Annotated in this window: 16 protein-coding genes; 2 read left to right on the top strand and 14 right to left on the bottom strand. The window is 49.4% G+C overall.

The genetic code is table 11. From position 1 onward, the window contains the following. Positions 1–26: 26 nt before the first annotated feature. Genes J7619_RS18665 through J7619_RS18640 form a run of 6 tightly spaced genes read right to left on the bottom strand, consistent with a single transcriptional unit; the run spans position 27 to position 6552 of the window. Complete coding sequence (locus J7619_RS18665; RefSeq protein WP_291201857.1) at positions 27–884, bottom strand: beta-1,6-N-acetylglucosaminyltransferase; 858 nt, start codon at positions 882–884, stop codon at positions 27–29. Next, positions 881–2368, bottom strand: a complete 1488-nt coding sequence (locus J7619_RS18660; protein ID WP_291201854.1) for an O-antigen ligase — start codon at positions 2366–2368, stop codon at positions 881–883. The genes J7619_RS18665 and J7619_RS18660 overlap by 4 nt, the downstream gene beginning before the upstream one ends. Further along, positions 2368–2514, bottom strand: a complete 147-nt coding sequence (locus tag J7619_RS18655; protein ID WP_291201851.1) for a hypothetical protein — start codon at positions 2512–2514, stop codon at positions 2368–2370. Before J7619_RS18655 ends, J7619_RS18660 begins: the two co-directional genes overlap by 1 nt. Before the next feature lie 14 nt (positions 2515–2528). Further along, positions 2529–3701, bottom strand: a complete 1173-nt coding sequence (locus J7619_RS18650) for a glycosyltransferase (RefSeq protein WP_291201848.1) — start codon at positions 3699–3701, stop codon at positions 2529–2531. Next, positions 3698–5878, bottom strand: a complete 2181-nt coding sequence (locus tag J7619_RS18645) for an exopolysaccharide transport family protein (protein WP_291201845.1) — start codon at positions 5876–5878, stop codon at positions 3698–3700. Before J7619_RS18645 ends, J7619_RS18650 begins: the two co-directional genes overlap by 4 nt. Then, positions 5875–6552 carry a TolC family protein gene (locus J7619_RS18640; RefSeq protein WP_291201842.1) on the bottom strand — a complete coding sequence of 226 codons (678 nt, stop codon included), beginning with the start codon at positions 6550–6552 and terminating at the stop codon, positions 5875–5877. Before J7619_RS18640 ends, J7619_RS18645 begins: the two co-directional genes overlap by 4 nt. A gap of 100 nt (positions 6553–6652) precedes the next feature. Between J7619_RS18640 and J7619_RS18635 the strand changes: the two genes are divergently transcribed. After that, on the top strand, positions 6653–7270 hold the full coding sequence (locus J7619_RS18635) for a DapH/DapD/GlmU-related protein (RefSeq protein ID WP_291201840.1): 618 nt from the start codon (positions 6653–6655) through the stop codon (positions 7268–7270). Between the two features lie 16 nt (positions 7271–7286). On the opposite strand, the gene J7619_RS18630 is transcribed toward J7619_RS18635, so the two are convergent. From J7619_RS18630 to J7619_RS18615, 4 genes are all read right to left on the bottom strand, one after another. Further along, on the bottom strand, positions 7287–8498 hold the full coding sequence (locus J7619_RS18630; protein ID WP_291201836.1) for a sugar transferase: 1212 nt from the start codon (positions 8496–8498) through the stop codon (positions 7287–7289). Between the two features lie 11 nt (positions 8499–8509). Then, entirely contained in the window at positions 8510–8899 is a 390-nt protein-coding gene (locus J7619_RS18625; RefSeq protein ID WP_291201833.1) for a response regulator transcription factor, read from the bottom strand. Positions 8900–9237: 338 nt separating this feature from the next. Continuing rightward, a complete protein-coding gene (locus J7619_RS18620) occupies positions 9238–10296 on the bottom strand; it encodes a hypothetical protein (RefSeq protein WP_291201830.1) in 1059 nt (352 codons plus the stop codon). Next, on the bottom strand, positions 10283–10873 hold the full coding sequence (locus J7619_RS18615) for an RNA polymerase sigma factor (protein ID WP_291201827.1): 591 nt from the start codon (positions 10871–10873) through the stop codon (positions 10283–10285). Before J7619_RS18615 ends, J7619_RS18620 begins: the two co-directional genes overlap by 14 nt. Positions 10874–11008: 135 nt before the next feature. On the opposite strand from J7619_RS18615, the gene J7619_RS18610 reads away from it, so the two are divergent. Further along, positions 11009–12871: a von Willebrand factor type A domain-containing protein gene (locus J7619_RS18610; RefSeq protein WP_291201824.1), complete on the top strand. Its 1863-nt coding sequence runs from the start codon at positions 11009–11011 to the stop codon at positions 12869–12871. Positions 12872–12957: 86 nt separating this feature from the next. On the opposite strand, the gene J7619_RS18605 is transcribed toward J7619_RS18610, so the two are convergent. From J7619_RS18605 to J7619_RS18590, 4 genes are all read right to left on the bottom strand, one after another. Then, on the bottom strand, positions 12958–13542 hold the full coding sequence (locus J7619_RS18605; protein WP_291201821.1) for a DUF4202 domain-containing protein: 585 nt from the start codon (positions 13540–13542) through the stop codon (positions 12958–12960). A 22-nt stretch (positions 13543–13564) separates the two neighbouring features. Further along, positions 13565–14035, bottom strand: a complete 471-nt coding sequence (locus J7619_RS18600) for a hypothetical protein (protein ID WP_291201818.1) — start codon at positions 14033–14035, stop codon at positions 13565–13567. A 172-nt stretch (positions 14036–14207) separates the two neighbouring features. Then, positions 14208–14585 carry a response regulator gene (locus J7619_RS18595; RefSeq protein ID WP_291201815.1) on the bottom strand — a complete coding sequence of 126 codons (378 nt, stop codon included), beginning with the start codon at positions 14583–14585 and terminating at the stop codon, positions 14208–14210. Between the two features lie 818 nt (positions 14586–15403). Next, complete coding sequence (locus J7619_RS18590) at positions 15404–15778, bottom strand: hypothetical protein (protein WP_291201812.1); 375 nt, start codon at positions 15776–15778, stop codon at positions 15404–15406. Between the last annotated feature and the right edge of the window lie 34 nt (positions 15779–15812).

Here is a 15812-nt window from a genome sequence, read left to right as displayed (position 1 = left end):
ATGCCCCCACCCTCGTTGAGATTCGGTTACTTATAGTGATGGTCCTGAATTTTCCTGTCGATCTTCCCCAGCACCGCCGGAAACCGCGCCAGATCGAATTTGCGGGCAAACAGTTTCCCCGATGTCCACATATTTTCCAGATCCTCTTCGGTGAGTACTTTCGGGCTCGCCTGACCTTTCGACCAGTCAATATACCTCAAATTATCGTTCACGAGTGAAGAGCGGAAGGGCGAATTATACAAAATAGTTTGAAACAGGATTTCATCGGGGGCCCAGGTCAGCTTGAAAAACTTCGCCACTCCGGGATGCCCATCCAGATACTCCAGTACGTAACGGACCGCATCCAGCGTCAGGCTCATCCATTGCGACCGCCCCACGGGTTCGAGTCCGGCAGGCATTGTACGCGGGGGAAGCAGCCTGTTCATCCATTTCTGCACCAGGTATTTACCCGGAAAATTATAATTGGTCAGGTGGTATTCAGTCAATCTGGGGATCGCTTCCGTCCATTCGTTGCGGACTGAATAGTATTCCATAAAATTCTCCCCGGTATTCCCGGCGAAAAAATCATGTATTTCCGACGGGGGCCGCAGCGGATAATCCGCGCCGCTAAGCAGGTTGACATAGCCAAAATCAATGCCCGAACCCACAATCGTACGAAAACCGCGCAGCGTTGCCTCCACGATGCTGTAAGCGCCCCAGCCGACGTCCACACGGCCCGACACGAGTATTACCCGCTCTTTGTTCTGCAAGAATGAAAATGCATGAATGTCCGCTTTCTGATCCAGGTGAACAAAAAACCACGCATCCCGGTGTTCGAGCGCATCTATGAGCCTGGACAGTTGGGCCGGTGCCGCGTGCGCGAGTATCAGATGGGCGATCTTCATAGGCTATGCTTCGCTTTCTGCTCCCGTTCGTCGAGAATGCGGGTAATATTAATGATAGCCGCTGCCAGGTAGAAATAGATATTGGAAGGAAACTGTACCAGGGCTTCCTGCGGATAATTGCCCACATTGTAGGCAAACACGACCAATAGCATCGCCAGGCAATAGGTTTTCAGCTCGGGATTCCTGATCAGAAAATAATTGTTAATCCCCTCCCTTAAAATAAAAAACATCAGCAGGCAGAACAGGAACAAGCCTACCCAACCCAGCTCCACCGCAATGCGGACATACCCGCTATCCGGCGGGAAATTGGCCAGGTACGATTGAGGCGCGAAGCGCTGCCCCCACGCGCCGGTCGCGCCCAGCCCGCCCCCGATCGGGTGCGTAAGAATGTAGGGTTGAATGCGTTTCTGGTTGTTTTTACGGGCCTGGAACGAAATGTCATCGTTCGGCTTAAACGCCGTCTGGAACCGGACAATGTTGGAATTGGTAGTGGGGACGAAGATCAGGAAAACAAAAAACAGCCCCGCAACACCCGAAAAAATGAGTACCTGCCGGTTGATCCGCAAAATCACGAAAAGCACCATCGCCGCAGGTATGAGCACATACGCGCCCCGCGTACCCGAAAAAAGCATCGACGAGAAAAACAGCACGATCATCAGCGCGAGCACTATTTTCTGCCAGGTTTTCTTGACGAATGTCAGCAATGCGATGCAGATGATGCTACTCACCACCATATTGTAAGAGAATGCAACCGGGTCGGAAAAGATGGAGAATTTGCGCCAGTGGCCGGCAATGAAAAGCAGGTCGGCCACACCCTCCGAGTCGAGCCAGGCCTGCTCAGCGTCGGAAAAGCCGATGTATTCCTGCTTGTAGGCGTACAATGCGGCAAACAGCGCTAATCCGAGCCAGAGTTTCAGCAAAAAGCGCAGGAACCGAACCGTGCGGATCTGGTACATGAACACGAAATAGGTCAGCATCACGATCGCCACAGCGCGAATCGTGTACACCCAGGCCAGCCGCGATTCGGCCGCCGGATTAGCGACCTGTATCAGGTTGTAAACGATCCAGATCAGGATCATTACGCTGATAGGCCCTTTGAAAACTTTCCAGTCGGGCCTGCGTTTCTGATGAATGAAGAAGCCGAGGATCAGCAATCCCTGGATGCCGTCCATGACGGTTCCAAGCGGAAAATTCACACCAAGCCGGCCTACGAAAAACAGTAAATAAGCCAGCAGTAGCAGCACGGTAATGCCAAACTCGGGAAACGCCACAATGGCGTACACCACGGGCGGGCCGAACATCAGCGCCAGAATACCTATCCCGGCCATAATACCCTGGTAGGCGATCAATGCTCCGAATACGACCGAGATCAACAGTAAAATGACCAGTCCGGTGAGTTTGCGATCAAAGAGCGCGCGCAGTCTTTCCAAACGGCTCAGCCCTTCGCTGCTTTTCCCGGGAATATGAATCTGAATGTCTTCCACTAAAAGAACAATATTTTGACAAACCAGATAAATACGCTCACCAACGCCAGCAGCAATGCCGCCTGACGTATTTTTTGCTGCATGGGCGTCAGCTCGTTGAAGCCTCTTTTCCGCTCGCTGACCTTTTTATCCGGGTAAATTTTCATAGTAACCGGGGATTTTAGCCCTGACTCTTGTTTTCCTGGCGTGTAGCTACCGAAATCTTGTTCGCGCGTCGTGCATTCACCAGCGCCGTGAGCTGATAGAAAATAAACTTCGGGATATTCACCAGCGACTGGTAGATCCTCGGATCGGTAGGCGAGCTTTTCAGGGAAATGTAAAAACCAAGCACAAAAACAACCAGCCCGATCAGCCATACCAGCGACAATACCGGCGCTATCAGCAGATTGAGCAGCATAAAAAACACCGAGAGCAGCAGGAATATAAACAAAGGTGGCCGCAGCAACACCAATCCGAATAGTATCTGATTGAGACTGAAACGGGCAATGCCCCTGAACAGAATTTTAAAGCCGTATGCAAAATACTTGAACCAGGTGTTGATCCAGCGGGCGCGCTGCTTGACCAACTGATCGGAACCTGTCGTTTTTTCGTCGTAAACAATGGCTTTCCCGGCGAATGCAATGCGGTAACCGCGGCTCACAATCCCCTCTTGAAGAACCTTGTCGAAGCCGGCGCCGGTTACGTCCAGATGGCCGAGCACTTTTTCATACAATGCGGTACTGAACGCCATCCCCGACCCTGCCAGCGTGGCCGACGAGCCCGCCCCGAACAGCACTTTCCCATCGTAGAAATGATAGTAAATATCGCGGGCGGCGTCCAGGCAGGCATAAGTGCTATCCAGGTTTTTGGCTTCTCTCACGCCCTGCACGGCCTCATAACCCTGGTTGAAATATACATTCAGCTCGTTCAGGTATTCGGGATCGGTCAGGTTATCGCTGTCGATGATCGTCAGGTGCGTGTGCGGGCGGATGAACCGGCGGATCGCGTAAAAATGTGAGCGGGTATTGCTGCCCAGAACCTGCTCAGGGCGCAGCAATGCAACCTTGTCGACTGGAAAATGCAGGTTACTGATATCGCATTTGTCGGCAACCACATAAATGTGATAGCGATCGTAATTCAATTCAAGCAGCGAACCCACAACGGCAGGCAGTTGCGCGGTGTACTCATAGGCCGTTACGATAATGCCGTAATCGGGCAGCGCGTTGCCGGCCGCCTGTTTCGGGGATGTGAGGGCCTTTCTGATACCATAAATCAGCAGCAAAAACACCGGAAATACGAGATTATACCCGATCGCCGCCTGAATCGCCAGTCCTATCCATTCCAGGATTTTCATGCCTCTACCGGTTTAGCTACTCTTCCGGCCTGTTCGGGAATGCTTTCAGTATTGGTAAGCACCCATCCTGCAAATTTCCCGTTCAAGCCGTCGAGGTACTGTATTTTAGATTGATCTTCCGAGCCGATCGAATGCCCCGCCGCGAAAACGGACACAACCATATCCGAGAAGGTCACCCATTCCTTGGCCCTGTTCATCGCGCGCAGGGAGTCGGTTTCGATCAGGATGATGTCAAAACGTGTTTTCAATGCCTGCAAGCGCTCGCCGATCACTTTTTCGTCGGCCAGTTCAAGCACGGAAATATCGCCGGTTTTAGCGCCCAGAATGGTGATCTGCCCCGGTGTCGCTTCCGGCAGGTTATTGGACTTGACAAAATTTTCAAATGGTGTGCTGTCCGGATTCAGCTTGGAAATATCCGGCTGGGCGAAGTTCCCGTCAATAATAAGTACCGTCTTGTTGATCTTTGAGAATGCCCAGGCCAGCGCGATGACGAATGGGGTCTTGCCTACCCCATAGCCGAGACTGGTGACGGCGATGATCTTGGGATCGCTCATTTCATTGTCGAGCTCGTACCGGATCGATCGCACCAGGTTTTTATAAAGCCTTACAGCCTTGTCGTCGGACGCATTCATCCCCGAAAGGCTCAGGTTCGAGTCCTTATCGAGCACGTTCAGGTAACCGAGCACGGGCTTGCCTGTTTCGTTGGCGAGTTGCAGCGGGTACCGGATCGATTTGTCCAGGTAGAAAAGGATAAAGAATACAAACACGCAGAATGTGAAGCTGATCACCCCGGATAGGATCACCAGCACCATTTTCTTCGAAGCCTGCACCTCGCCAGGCATCGCGCGCTCGATCAGACGCAGGTATACGGGGAAACTGAATTCGAGGCTGGCCTCGTTGTAGCGCTGTAATGCTTCGATGTATTCCTTGCTCGCAATATCGATGGACGTTTCATACTCCTGGATCTTGGCTTCGTTCGGCACCAGCCCGTCGAATTTGCGGTTCAGGCGATCGAGCTCGCCCTGGATCGACGCTACGCTGTTTTTCGCCAGTTCCAGCGATATTTCCATGCCTAGTTTTTGCGTTACCAGGTCCTGCTTGACAACCATCGGATTGTAAGCATATTTATCCGTCGCTTCGTTGATCTCCTCCGAAAGCCGGCTCCGCAACGAATCGAGACTGAATTTCATCCGGTTGTCGAAATTGCTCAGAATGTAGCGTTCGTTCAGCGCTTTCAGGTTGCTTTTGGTGGCAATAATCTTCTGATTAATGTCCGTCAATGCGCTCTCGAAGTACTTGCGCTCCGTCGGGTTGAACCGCCTGTCGATATTGCCGATGGCAGCAGTGTAGGCGATAATATCTTTCTGAGCTATCTGGCGGCGGGTTTCAAAATCGGCCATTTGCCCGTAAATACTCTTGGCCTGTTCGTTCAGGTTCAATACCCGGTTTTGGATCTTGAAGTTTTTCAGTGTATTCATCCGGTCATTCAGCGCCTGTAATTTTTGCTGCATGAAAGCGGCCAGAAAGTCGATCGTCCTCTTGTTGTTCCCCACCACGCGGGAAGAGTTATCGGAAATAAACTCCTGGGCGAGCGTGTTGATCACGTACGCGGCCAGATCCGGGTGTTCCGCTTCATATTGGATGTCGATATAGTCCCCTACTCCCGTGCGGTAAATGATCAGCTTCTCGCGCAGGGTATTCGCGCCGTAGCCCATCTCTGTGATGATGTCGTTCAGCTTTTTTTCTTCGGGTTTCCACAAAAAAAGCTCCTCACGCTTCTGGTACTTCTGGGTAATGAGCGTAATGGCTTTCGCTTTGTCGGCCTTGCTCATTTCTTCCAGCTCACGCACCGGCTCACGCCAGGTAGAGTCTTTCAGTCCTTTCAAGTCATTCAGGATCAACCGGTACGACACCTGATCGAGGGTTCTTTTCAGTCGCATGACCTGGATCAGGCTTTCGAACTTGCGCGCGATCTGCTGATCCTGTTCATCCCTTGCGCGGGTTACTACCTGATCGGTTTTATCGACCAGCCCGGTCGCGATACGCGCATGCGACTCGTAGGTATCCGGCAATCGCCGGACGAGAAAATAGCAGACAATAACGGTGATCAGCGGGACCAGTATAAGTGTGATCTTGTTCCTCTGCAGCAATCTTAAAAACTGTACAACCTCCGTCATTTGATATCTTCTAATTTTTGTCCCAACAATTCTTCCAGGCTGCTTTTGGCAATCAAAACCTCGCTTTCGGTATTGAGCAGGTTCTGCGCGTGATCGGTTTGCATCACCAGCACCTGGTTATATTTTTCCAGCGTCTCCTGTCCCATTTCAAAGCGCTTCTTCACACTTTCGAGCATGCTTTCGACGTCGAGCGCCGCATTCGAGCGCACCCGGTACACCGCTTTTTTCTGAATGTAAGTAAAATACCTCTTCTTGACCTCGGCTTCCATGTTCAAATCAAACGACTGCTTGTCGTACTCTGCCGAGGCGAGTTCGCTCTTGGCCTGTTTCACCATGGCCGGCTTTTGCAGGATAGCCCCGATGTTGACGAAAAACCCAAATTGATAAGTAAAAGGAAATGAAGCAGATACAGGCGTCGCACGGTCATTTTTGGGAACATACAAATAGGAGAAGTTGAAAATATCGAAATACGACAGTTTCGCCTTTCTGACGCCTGTTTCGGCGGCATTGACATGCGCCTGATACATCTTGATTTTGGGATAATTGGCCTTGCAGACGGCAATCAATTTATCCAGGTACGCATAGTCCACATCTTTGCTCAAAGATTCCTGGGCATGGGCGCTTTGGATCGTCAAAAAAAGCAGGAGCCCAAAAGCGGCATGTTTTATCGGCATATCAGGGTAAATATTTATTTAAAATCAGTTTCGCTTGACTTTGCGGCAATACAAAATATTTTTGGTAAAAATATTACTACATCTCACTAATCTAGGCAAAATGTCCTTATCCGCCCAAATCCGGAATAGTCCGGGGTTAAAAAAATTTGTCCACTGGATGCTGATCCCAACCAATCAGGCGCGTCCAAGGCTCTGGGTCCGGGTATTTCTGAACCGTTTCTTTCATAAAAGGGGCAAAAATGTCATCATCCGTCGGTGGGTAAGGATGGACGTGCTGCCTTTCAATCCCTTTTCGATCGGCGACAATTCGATGATCGAGGATTTCAGTACAATCAATAATGGCGTGGGGGCTGTAAGTATTGGTGCCAACTCGCTTGTCGGCCTGGGAAATGTCATTATCGGCCCGGTTACGATCGGCAACGATGTGATCCTCGCCCAACATATTGTTGCCAGCGGCCTGAACCACAATTATCAGGATGTCCGGCAGCCGATCCATAAACAGGGCGTCAGCGTGGCGCCCATTGTCATTGAAGACGAATGCTGGATCGGCGCCAATGCCGTTGTCACCGCGGGTGTTACCATCGGTCGGCATTCGGTAATCGCTGCCGGGGCAGTCGTGACCAAAGATGTACCGCCCTATTCGGTTGCCGTGGGCAATCCCGCACGCGTTATCAAAAAATATGATCCCGAATACAACGACTGGGTAAAGGCGCCCTGACATACGTTTCGCCCCGTCACACATTCTCCGACTGCAACAGCGCTGGGAATGTTTTCAGGATGATTTCCATATCCATTTTAAATGAAAATTCCCGGGCATAGGTAATATCGAGCTGCGTACGTTCCTCCTCGGTCATATCCGACTTACCTTTACCGCGTTTAGTCACCTGCCACAAGCCAGTAAGACCTGCTGGCCCCGCAAAACGCAGGATTTTATCGTCGGTGGTCATTTTTTCCGCTTCATACAAAGGCAGCGGGCGGTTACCTACCAGCGACATATCGCCTTTGAGAATGTTGATCAGCTGCGGCAGCTCATCAATACTCGAATTTCTCAGAAAGCTTCCCAGGCGCGTGATACGCGGGTCGTTCTGAAATTTCATGAATGCGGCCTTCTGATCCTTCTGGAACTGGTAAAGCTTTTCACAAATCTCTTTCCCGTCGTGGAACAACAGGCTTTTGCATTGATTTCCCGCACGACACTCATCGCAAAGCCCCTGTGTTTCGATCTGAGCGACGGGCTCAGCTTTGGAATACATATTCAATGCAGCCATTTTCCGGATCAGCTGGTCGGCGTCGGTCCGCATGGTTCTGAATTTGTACAAATCGAAAATCTTGTAGCCGCTCCCTACCCTTTTTGACTTATAGAAAACCGGCCCCTTTGAGTCCAGCTTGATCAGGATCGCCACAATAATGAACACCGGCAACAAAAGAATGACCGCCGTGCCGGTCGTAGCAACGTCGATCGCCCGTTTCCAAAGCGGCGTCTTGTGTCCTTGTGAACCGATTTTCTGGGATGCTTTATTGGCAACGTACCACTGCCGCTTTTTGAAGTATTTGATACGGGTAATAAGGTCCCCGTCATCGAAGTTTATGGAAAAAACGTCGTCGGCATGCCTGGCCCGCGCCAAATCGATGGCCTGCCGGGAAAGTTTGTCGACCAGTAATACGAAAGGGATGTTACCGAACCCTACACTATTCCGGATCGTGTCGAGCAGATCAACTCCGCCGCTTCCGTCGTGCGCAACGATTACATCAGCCGGATAGTTTTCCCTTAATGCTTCCAGGGCACCGGCAGGCGAATCGAAATACTCCACCTGGAGGTATTCCGCAAAACGCTCTGTAAAACGGAGGTATTCCTGAAAGTCATGATGGACATAAATAACCCTGAACTGGGCAACGTAGGTTTTGCCCGCCGTTACCGTTTCTGTCGTTGTGCCGGCCAGTTCCATGATATCGTCGTTTAAGAGAAGCGTTTACTGCGCCGCAGTACGGCGTTGATCTTCGCATGCACCTCCATCGGGTTGAACGGCTTGACCATAAAATCGTCCGCACCCAGATTAAGGCATTGGATTCGCTCGCTGCTCTCGTCCGAACCCGAAAGTATGATAATGGGTATCTCCGAATACAGATTACTGGCCTTCGCCACTTTCAGGAACTCTTTGCCGCTCAGATTGGGCATGTGAAGGTCGGCAATAATGAGGTCGGCATGGTTGCCTTCTTCGAGCCACAGCATTCCTTCGGAGCCGTCGCTTTTGATCACTACATCGAAATCCTTTTTGAGAAAATGTTCCAGTATCTTGGTAATGCTGGGTTCGTCGTCTATAATCAACAGATTCTTTCTATTGTCCATAGGTTGAGTATAAGTGGGCAATTATTCGGTATCTTACTGTAAAAAGCGGGCAATTATTTCGTAGAATTAGTCATAACACTTGCCATAACAAAATTAAACCAGAAAATTGTATCATCCGCCAGCGCCTGGAACAAGACTCGGTCTGGAAATGGCCATTAAGCGACTATTGGGAATAAACTGCAAGTTCAGATTTAGTAAAAAAGCAAGAGATGAGCAGTTAACGGCTTGTAGTAAAATTAAATACTGCGGCGTAGATCGCAAAAAATAACTGTCCTATTTTGGAAAATTTTTAAAATTACTTCTACAAGTAACCGCTTAATCGTCTGATTTGAACAGAATTATTGAGATTGCCGAAATTGAAGCCGTATTTCGGCCCGGGATGTGACAGGAATTCCTTTCGTACGCGCGGGTACCCAGGCGGGACCGTTGCTGATGATACGGATTGCTTCTTTGTGAAGCTCTTCGGGGCCGCTGGCTACGAAACCGGACAATACACCTGTGGAACTGACGAAAAATGTCACCATTATTTGCCCGGTTGTGGAAGTTGAGCCCGTATTTTTTTCGAGATAAGCACGGTAGGCCTCCCACCCCTGGGCCGGCATGGGTGCCAAAGTGTCGGAAGGGATCGTTATAGAATAGGTTTTCCTTTCGGCAGATACTGGTTGGGAAGCAACCAGATACTGCGTATCGGCATGCTCGCGCTCCACCCTGGTCCGCGCCGCCATCGACTTACCGGCGGCCTGCGCCGCACCAGGCGTCGTCAAAGTCTCAACAGGCCGTGGAGGCACATGCGTCGCCTCCATTTTAATCGGGGAAGAGTCTTCCAATACAACACCATCCACTTCCTTTTGAACGGCGACATCAGCCAGCACAGAAGGTGCCAAAGCTATTTCAGGTTTTGGTAATATGTTGGTGTCATGCGCCAATTGGGGCTGGCTCGGAACCGATGCAACCTTGGCCGGGGCCACCGGTGCAACCGCAGCCGGACTGGCCGCCTCGACTGTTTTATCTGCTTGAATGGGGGACCGTTTTACCTGCTCCTGCTTTTCCGCAACCGAGGGCTTTTGTACTTCAACCGTTTGATCGCGCAAAAACACGAACCAGTAACTGAACATTGCGAGCAGCACTGAGGCCGCCGAAGCATATGCCCATAGCGGCAGGGCTTTCCGGTCGGTGCGTTCCACGCGCGCGTGCAAGCGCTGATGTAAATCCGCGCGGACGCCTGCAATGCGGCCGTTATGCTTGCGCCAGGCTAAAAACCCATCATAAGCCTCTGCCACGAGCGGTTCGGCGAGCATCCGCCCTTCCAGCAAGCGCTGTTCGGCCGGCGACATTTCGCCGCTGTAATAGCGTTCGAAATCTTCGAAATTTGGTATGAGGTCGTTAGTAGTTGCCATTGCTTTCTATGCAGATTTTCAGCTTCCGCTTTCCGTTCTGAATGTAACTCTTCACTTTGCCCATTTCAAAACCGGTTTCTCCGGCAATCTCGCGGTAGCATTTGTTTTGCAGGTAAAACAATTCTATGCTGACCCTCTGTTCGCTTGCCAGCTTTTGAAGGCATTCATCCAATGCATTCAATTGTCCTTCCAGCATGAATACATCCTCGTCGTTAGCGGGCTCATCTACCGATTCCTGTACCCTTTCACTGGCCGGTTCCTGCCCTACCGTAACCCGCTCTGTCCTGAGTTTCATCAAACAATAGTTCCGCGCAACGCTATGCAGCCAACTCTTGAAATTCGCAACTTCGTGATGCCTTAAATCGAAGATCAACTTCTCGAATATTTGCATGACGGCATCCTTGCACTCCTCTTCATCGCGCAGATATTTGAAACACACCCCAAAAACCATATCCATATAAGGCTCATACAACGCTCCCAACAGCGCGACGTCGCCATGACGCCGGTACTCCGCAAGCCTGTCGGCTTCCGGCACCGGTTCCTTGACCTTACCCTGAAAGAATTTCAAAAATTTCACGTCGCGTGGGGAGTCTTTTCCGCCTTCTGATTACTGGATGCGGTCGAATCAAAATTCCATAAAAAAATCCTAAAAACTTTTATGGAATTACCTGCCGGCATGCATCCAGCGGATAAATATCACAATCCGAAAACCATGAAAACAAGAGTAATCATTTTGTTGGCCATCTTTTTGAGCGCCTTCGCATTATTGCCCGACCGCGTCATTAAAGGCACCGTGACCGACGGCTCGCATACACCCATAACGGGCGTGAAAGTCTCCATTCAGGGCAGCGGCGCCGGCTCGTTAACCGACCACGCCGGCCGTTTTTCGATTAGGGTACCCAACCTGGCAAGGGCGCTGGTTTTCGAAAGAACCGGTTACAAGTCTTTAACAATGCCAGTTACGTCGGATTCCGTTTTGAATGTTGTTTTAACCCAAACAATACTGAAAACAGAAGAATTAGCGGGTAAAGGATTCGATTCGCCGGTGCAACCGGGACAGGTAGAAAAATCACTGGCATTTAACAGGGTATCGGCAGCACCAGCCACATTTTCAGGAACTGCAATGCGAATGCAGCTTCCCACCGAAAGTTACAAGCCGATCAATGAAAACGGCTTCCTCTCAGTTGGACAGCAACCGGTGACTACATTCTCCGTCGACGTCGACCGAGCGGCATATAGTAATGTGCGCCGTTTCCTGAACAACGGTCAAATGCCACCGGAAGACGCTGTCAGGATCGAGGAAATGATCAATTACTTTGATTATGACTATCCTCAACCCGCCGGCGAGCACCCTTTGGCCATCACCACCGAAACCACCGATTCTCCCTGGAACCCGGGATTGAAACTCGTGCACATCGGGTTACAGGCCAAAACGGTTTCTACGGAAAATCTGCCCGCCTCCAACCTGGTTTTCCTGATCGACGTATCAGGCTCGATGAACGACCCAAACAAACTCCCCCTGCTTAAACAAGCCTTCAAGCTGCTCGTGGATCAGCTTCGTGCAGAGGATAAAATTTCAATTGTGGCGTATGCAGGTTCTGCCGGGCTGGTATTGCCCCCAACCGCCGGAAGCGAAAAGAGGGCCATTAAAGATGCGCTCGACAAACTAGACGCAGGCGGCTCAACAGCGGGCGGCGAAGGCATTGAGCTCGCCTACGATTTGGCCAAAAAGCATTTTCTTCCGAAAGGCAATAACCGCGTGATCCTCGCAACTGATGGTGATTTTAACGTGGGTATTTCCAATGAATCCGAGTTACAGAAACTTATCGAAGAAAAACGCAAAGCGGGTATTTTCCTCAGCGTGATGGGTTTTGGAATGGGAAATTATAAAGACAGCCAGGTAGAAACGCTGGCCGACAAAGGGAACGGCAACTACGCCTACATTGACAACATTCAGGAAGCCCGGAAGGAATTTGTGCAGGAATTCGGCGGTACGTTGTTCACCATTGCCAAAGATGTAAAAATCCAGATCGAATTCAATCCTGCGCAGGTGCAAGCATACCGCCTGATAGGCTACGAAAACCGTGCATTGCGCAACGATGAATTCAATGATGACAAAAAGGACGCAGGCGATATGGGTTCAGGACATACCGTCACGGCCATCTACGAAATTGTGCCAAAAGGCGCCCAGACTTCGTACATCGGAACGACCGATGCGTTGAAATACCAGCAAAATAATGCGAACCCGACCGGCCACAGCGATGAAATGATGACCGTTAAAGTCCGGTACAAAAAGCCCGACAGCGAGAAAAGCATTCTTTTCGACCTCCCGGTAAAAGCTACGTCGGTCGCTTTCGAAAAATGCACTGAAAATCTGCGCTTTGCCAGCGCAGTAGCAGAGTTCGGCTTACTGCTGCGCAGCTCTGAATACAAGGGAAAAGCCACATATGCGGATGTGATACAACGCGCGCGAAGCGCATTCGGAAAAGACGAAGAAGGCTATCGCTCCGAATTTGTGCAACTAGTAAAGGTCGCGCAGAGCCTGGACGGCTCGCGGGATACCGCAAGGAAGTAACAGGCATTCAACAGAAAAGAGCAAGGCTCAACTCAGCCTTGCTCTTTTCTGTTGAATGCCTTCCCGGGAGATATCCTGACCTCGTATCAGTCTTCTTTCAATGCCTTTAAAATCAAATCCTTGCCGATATCGCTATACTGCAACGATAAGGCCGCTTCTCGGCCCGGGTCGCTCATTTTACCCCATGTTTTACGGAGAATGTCGATCATTTTTTCTTCGGTCATTTTGGCGATCAGGTCGTCGTACTGATATTGAAGGAAAACCAGGCAGAGGGCGTTTTCCATAGTCTGTACATCTGCGTCGCTTTTGAGTCGCTGTTTAAGAACGATCTGTTTTACACGGCTGATCGTTTCCTCATCGTAACCCACATTCGTAAGAATTTCAGTGGCTACTCCTGCATGGTACTTGGAGAGGTCGCTCCGCCATTTGAGATACCCTACGCGGCCGTCCGGATAACTTTTACGCGCGATCTCCCAGCGGCCGATATGCTGGCAGCGAGATGCCAAAAGCAGACTTTCATCTGCCTCCGGATCTAGTTTCGTAACCCACTCGAAGAGTTTCAGGGCATAAAAATACTCGACCGGATATGCCACATTTTCCCACACGACCTGCCCGGGAGAGCGTTTGTTATAGTTGTCAAAAAGTTCAAAGGCTTTGTCGAGCTTGCTCATGGTGATTTGGTATAGGTAAATGTTATTTTCCCGCTTTGAATTTCAAGGCAATGGTGGTCATCCGCGGATAGTCGTAAGCGGTGCTTTGTGTTTTCATGATGAAGGAGTCTTTTCTGACGTCGTCAGGCCGCACTATCCATTCTCCTTTACCACTGCCTTCCGACGCTCCGATCGTGATATTTTGATCATTCACTTGCCATTTGAGCAAAAAAGGTGTCGATTCTCCCTTGAAAATACCCGAAAACACGCCGTCCTTTTTCACCTGGACGGTTTCCATGTACCGCTGAAAGTCGATGCCACCGAATTGCTGCGTCATTTTGCCATCTTTGAAAGTGACCGCGTCGTTGACTACGATTTCCTCTATCTTCCATTGCGGCACGGCAGTGAGCAATTCGGCCGCCTCATGGGGTGTACCCGCAGGTCGGTTACAAGAAACTGCAAAAATCATCGTAGAAGCAAAGAGTAGAAAAATGGAGAATCTTCGGAAAGACATGATAATCTCGGGTTAATGACCAAGCAAATATAGCCACAACGATACCGGACTTTCGATTTAAACTATGGGAAATTTATCAGCTGCCGCGGCCATCAAATCTGCGGAAACAAGGTATCGAACTTTTGAAGTCCCGAGACGAAAATGCTTTGCGGATTTGTGTGTGGCGGATGTACTATGATTTGAGAAGCTCCCTGAGTAGCGGTATTTCAAGGGGTTTTGGCAAGAGCTGAATGATGTAGGGGTTGGCTTCGGCTTGCTCAATGTCGGAAACATCTACCGTAGACGAAATCATAAACAGGCGAATCCGCTTTCGGACCGCCTTGGGTAGCAGGCCATACTGCTCGGTGAATTCGAAGCCGTTAAGCCCAGGCATCTGAAGGTCGAGCAGAATCACCGTATCAGGCATATCCGCGTCCTGGGTCCGGAGATGGTCTATCGCCTGCTGCGCCGAACTAAACGTCCTTACGGTTTCGGTTAAGCCACTTTTTAATAGTAGCTTTTCCTGGGTAAACTGATCGAAAACACTGTCGTCTACGATAATAAATTCCATTTTCTAGCAAGAGAAGGGTACAGAATATCACGCTACAACCCACGCCAACTGGATTATTCCTATCTCCACATGCGGTTATTATGTAGAAATAGTTATCACGAATAAGCTACAAAGGTTCTAAATCTAACTGAAAAATCAGCAAAGATGACCCAATACTTTCGTTGGACAATGGTTTTAGTACAAAATCGGTCACTTTTGCCGGGTAGTACTATCCATTGACCGGCAAGCGGTCATTGCCTTCGTTCTTCATCGGCCCATTGCATGGCCATCGTTGAGTGGTGAGATATGATGGAAGTGGGTTATTAGATGTAAAAGTTACATAATAGTTTCTTTACTCCCAAGATAAAGTGCTGATTTTGACTTAATGTAACTTCTCTTACGCGTTATGCCAGTGCTGTGCGGGCGAGGGCTGGTGCTCACTACTCCCCGGCCCGCCTTTCAAAACCGGACGCCCGCCGGATCTATTTATCGTTCCGAGATCTAGCGATTTATAAAAACAAAATTCCGAACGCACAAATATGGCGTTCGGAATAAGCACTAACACACACTTTATTTACAGAGCTCCATCAGGTCATTAGAAGTACTTAATTTTGTTTCTCAATACAACCAGATAGAACAGCCCAAACCAACGCTGAATTAATCTTTTCATCGTATGAACAAATTGAGTAGGATATAAATTAAAATAGCGTTGGAAAGATTTTAATAAATAGGTTTTGGTTTCGATGAATACAAGTTCACTGCAACGATGGATGTAATTGCTGTGATTACTAAACCTATTAAAAGTATTTTTTTCATAGTATATGTTATTTTATTTTGCCCTATTTTTTATTTAACTCTATCTGATCAACCCCCTCAATCTCCAACACAATTTGATCACATGTTCTATTGGCAACTGCGCATTCATATCGCTCGATGTTCCCATTAGTAAACCTCCCAATTAAAATAACAAATCCATTTTCTACCTCCCAGGTGCAAATAGGTTTACCAGCCGCTCCAAATATGAGCCCTTTACTTTCCTTGAGAGTGCCGTCGCTCTCGAACTTCAACTCTTGTGATTTATCTTTTTCTGAAACCAACTTGGCGTTCCAGCTATTCACAATATGTTCTGCCAACGGTGGCGGTACACATTCTTTATCTTTTTGGCATGCTGTAATGAAAAATACCAGGAATATAAAAGTAAGTTTCGCTCTCATAAATAAAGAAAATGTTTAAAGATTACAATTCAGT

It is taken from the genome of Dyadobacter sp., assembly GCF_017744695.1.
Taxonomy (GTDB): domain Bacteria; phylum Bacteroidota; class Bacteroidia; order Cytophagales; family Spirosomataceae; genus Dyadobacter.
The sequence above is the reverse complement of the archived record's forward strand: the minus strand, read 5'-3'. Positions and strand labels throughout refer to the sequence as shown.

Excerpts from the sequence above, each read along its gene's own strand:
- J7619_RS18590 (WP_291201812.1), bottom strand. The coding sequence starts at position 15,778 with ATGAGAGCGAAACTTACTTTTATATTCCTGGTATTTTTCATTACAGCA.
- J7619_RS18635 (WP_291201840.1), top strand. The coding sequence starts at position 6,653 with ATGTCCTTATCCGCCCAAATCCGGAATAGTCCGGGGTTAAAAAAATTT.
- J7619_RS18600 (WP_291201818.1), bottom strand. The coding sequence starts at position 14,035 with ATGTCTTTCCGAAGATTCTCCATTTTTCTACTCTTTGCTTCTACGATG.
- J7619_RS18605 (WP_291201821.1), bottom strand. The coding sequence starts at position 13,542 with ATGAGCAAGCTCGACAAAGCCTTTGAACTTTTTGACAACTATAACAAA.
- J7619_RS18655 (WP_291201851.1), bottom strand. The coding sequence starts at position 2,514 with ATGAAAATTTACCCGGATAAAAAGGTCAGCGAGCGGAAAAGAGGCTTC.
- J7619_RS18645 (WP_291201845.1), bottom strand. The coding sequence starts at position 5,878 with ATGACGGAGGTTGTACAGTTTTTAAGATTGCTGCAGAGGAACAAGATC.
- J7619_RS18610 (WP_291201824.1), top strand. The coding sequence starts at position 11,009 with ATGAAAACAAGAGTAATCATTTTGTTGGCCATCTTTTTGAGCGCCTTC.
- J7619_RS18620 (WP_291201830.1), bottom strand. The coding sequence starts at position 10,296 with ATGGCAACTACTAACGACCTCATACCAAATTTCGAAGATTTCGAACGC.
- J7619_RS18665 (WP_291201857.1), bottom strand. The coding sequence starts at position 884 with ATGAAGATCGCCCATCTGATACTCGCGCACGCGGCACCGGCCCAACTG.
- J7619_RS18625 (WP_291201833.1), bottom strand. The coding sequence starts at position 8,899 with ATGGACAATAGAAAGAATCTGTTGATTATAGACGACGAACCCAGCATT.
- J7619_RS18650 (WP_291201848.1), bottom strand. The coding sequence starts at position 3,701 with ATGAAAATCCTGGAATGGATAGGACTGGCGATTCAGGCGGCGATCGGG.
- J7619_RS18630 (WP_291201836.1), bottom strand. The coding sequence starts at position 8,498 with ATGGAACTGGCCGGCACAACGACAGAAACGGTAACGGCGGGCAAAACC.
- J7619_RS18595 (WP_291201815.1), bottom strand. The coding sequence starts at position 14,585 with ATGGAATTTATTATCGTAGACGACAGTGTTTTCGATCAGTTTACCCAG.
- J7619_RS18640 (WP_291201842.1), bottom strand. The coding sequence starts at position 6,552 with ATGCCGATAAAACATGCCGCTTTTGGGCTCCTGCTTTTTTTGACGATC.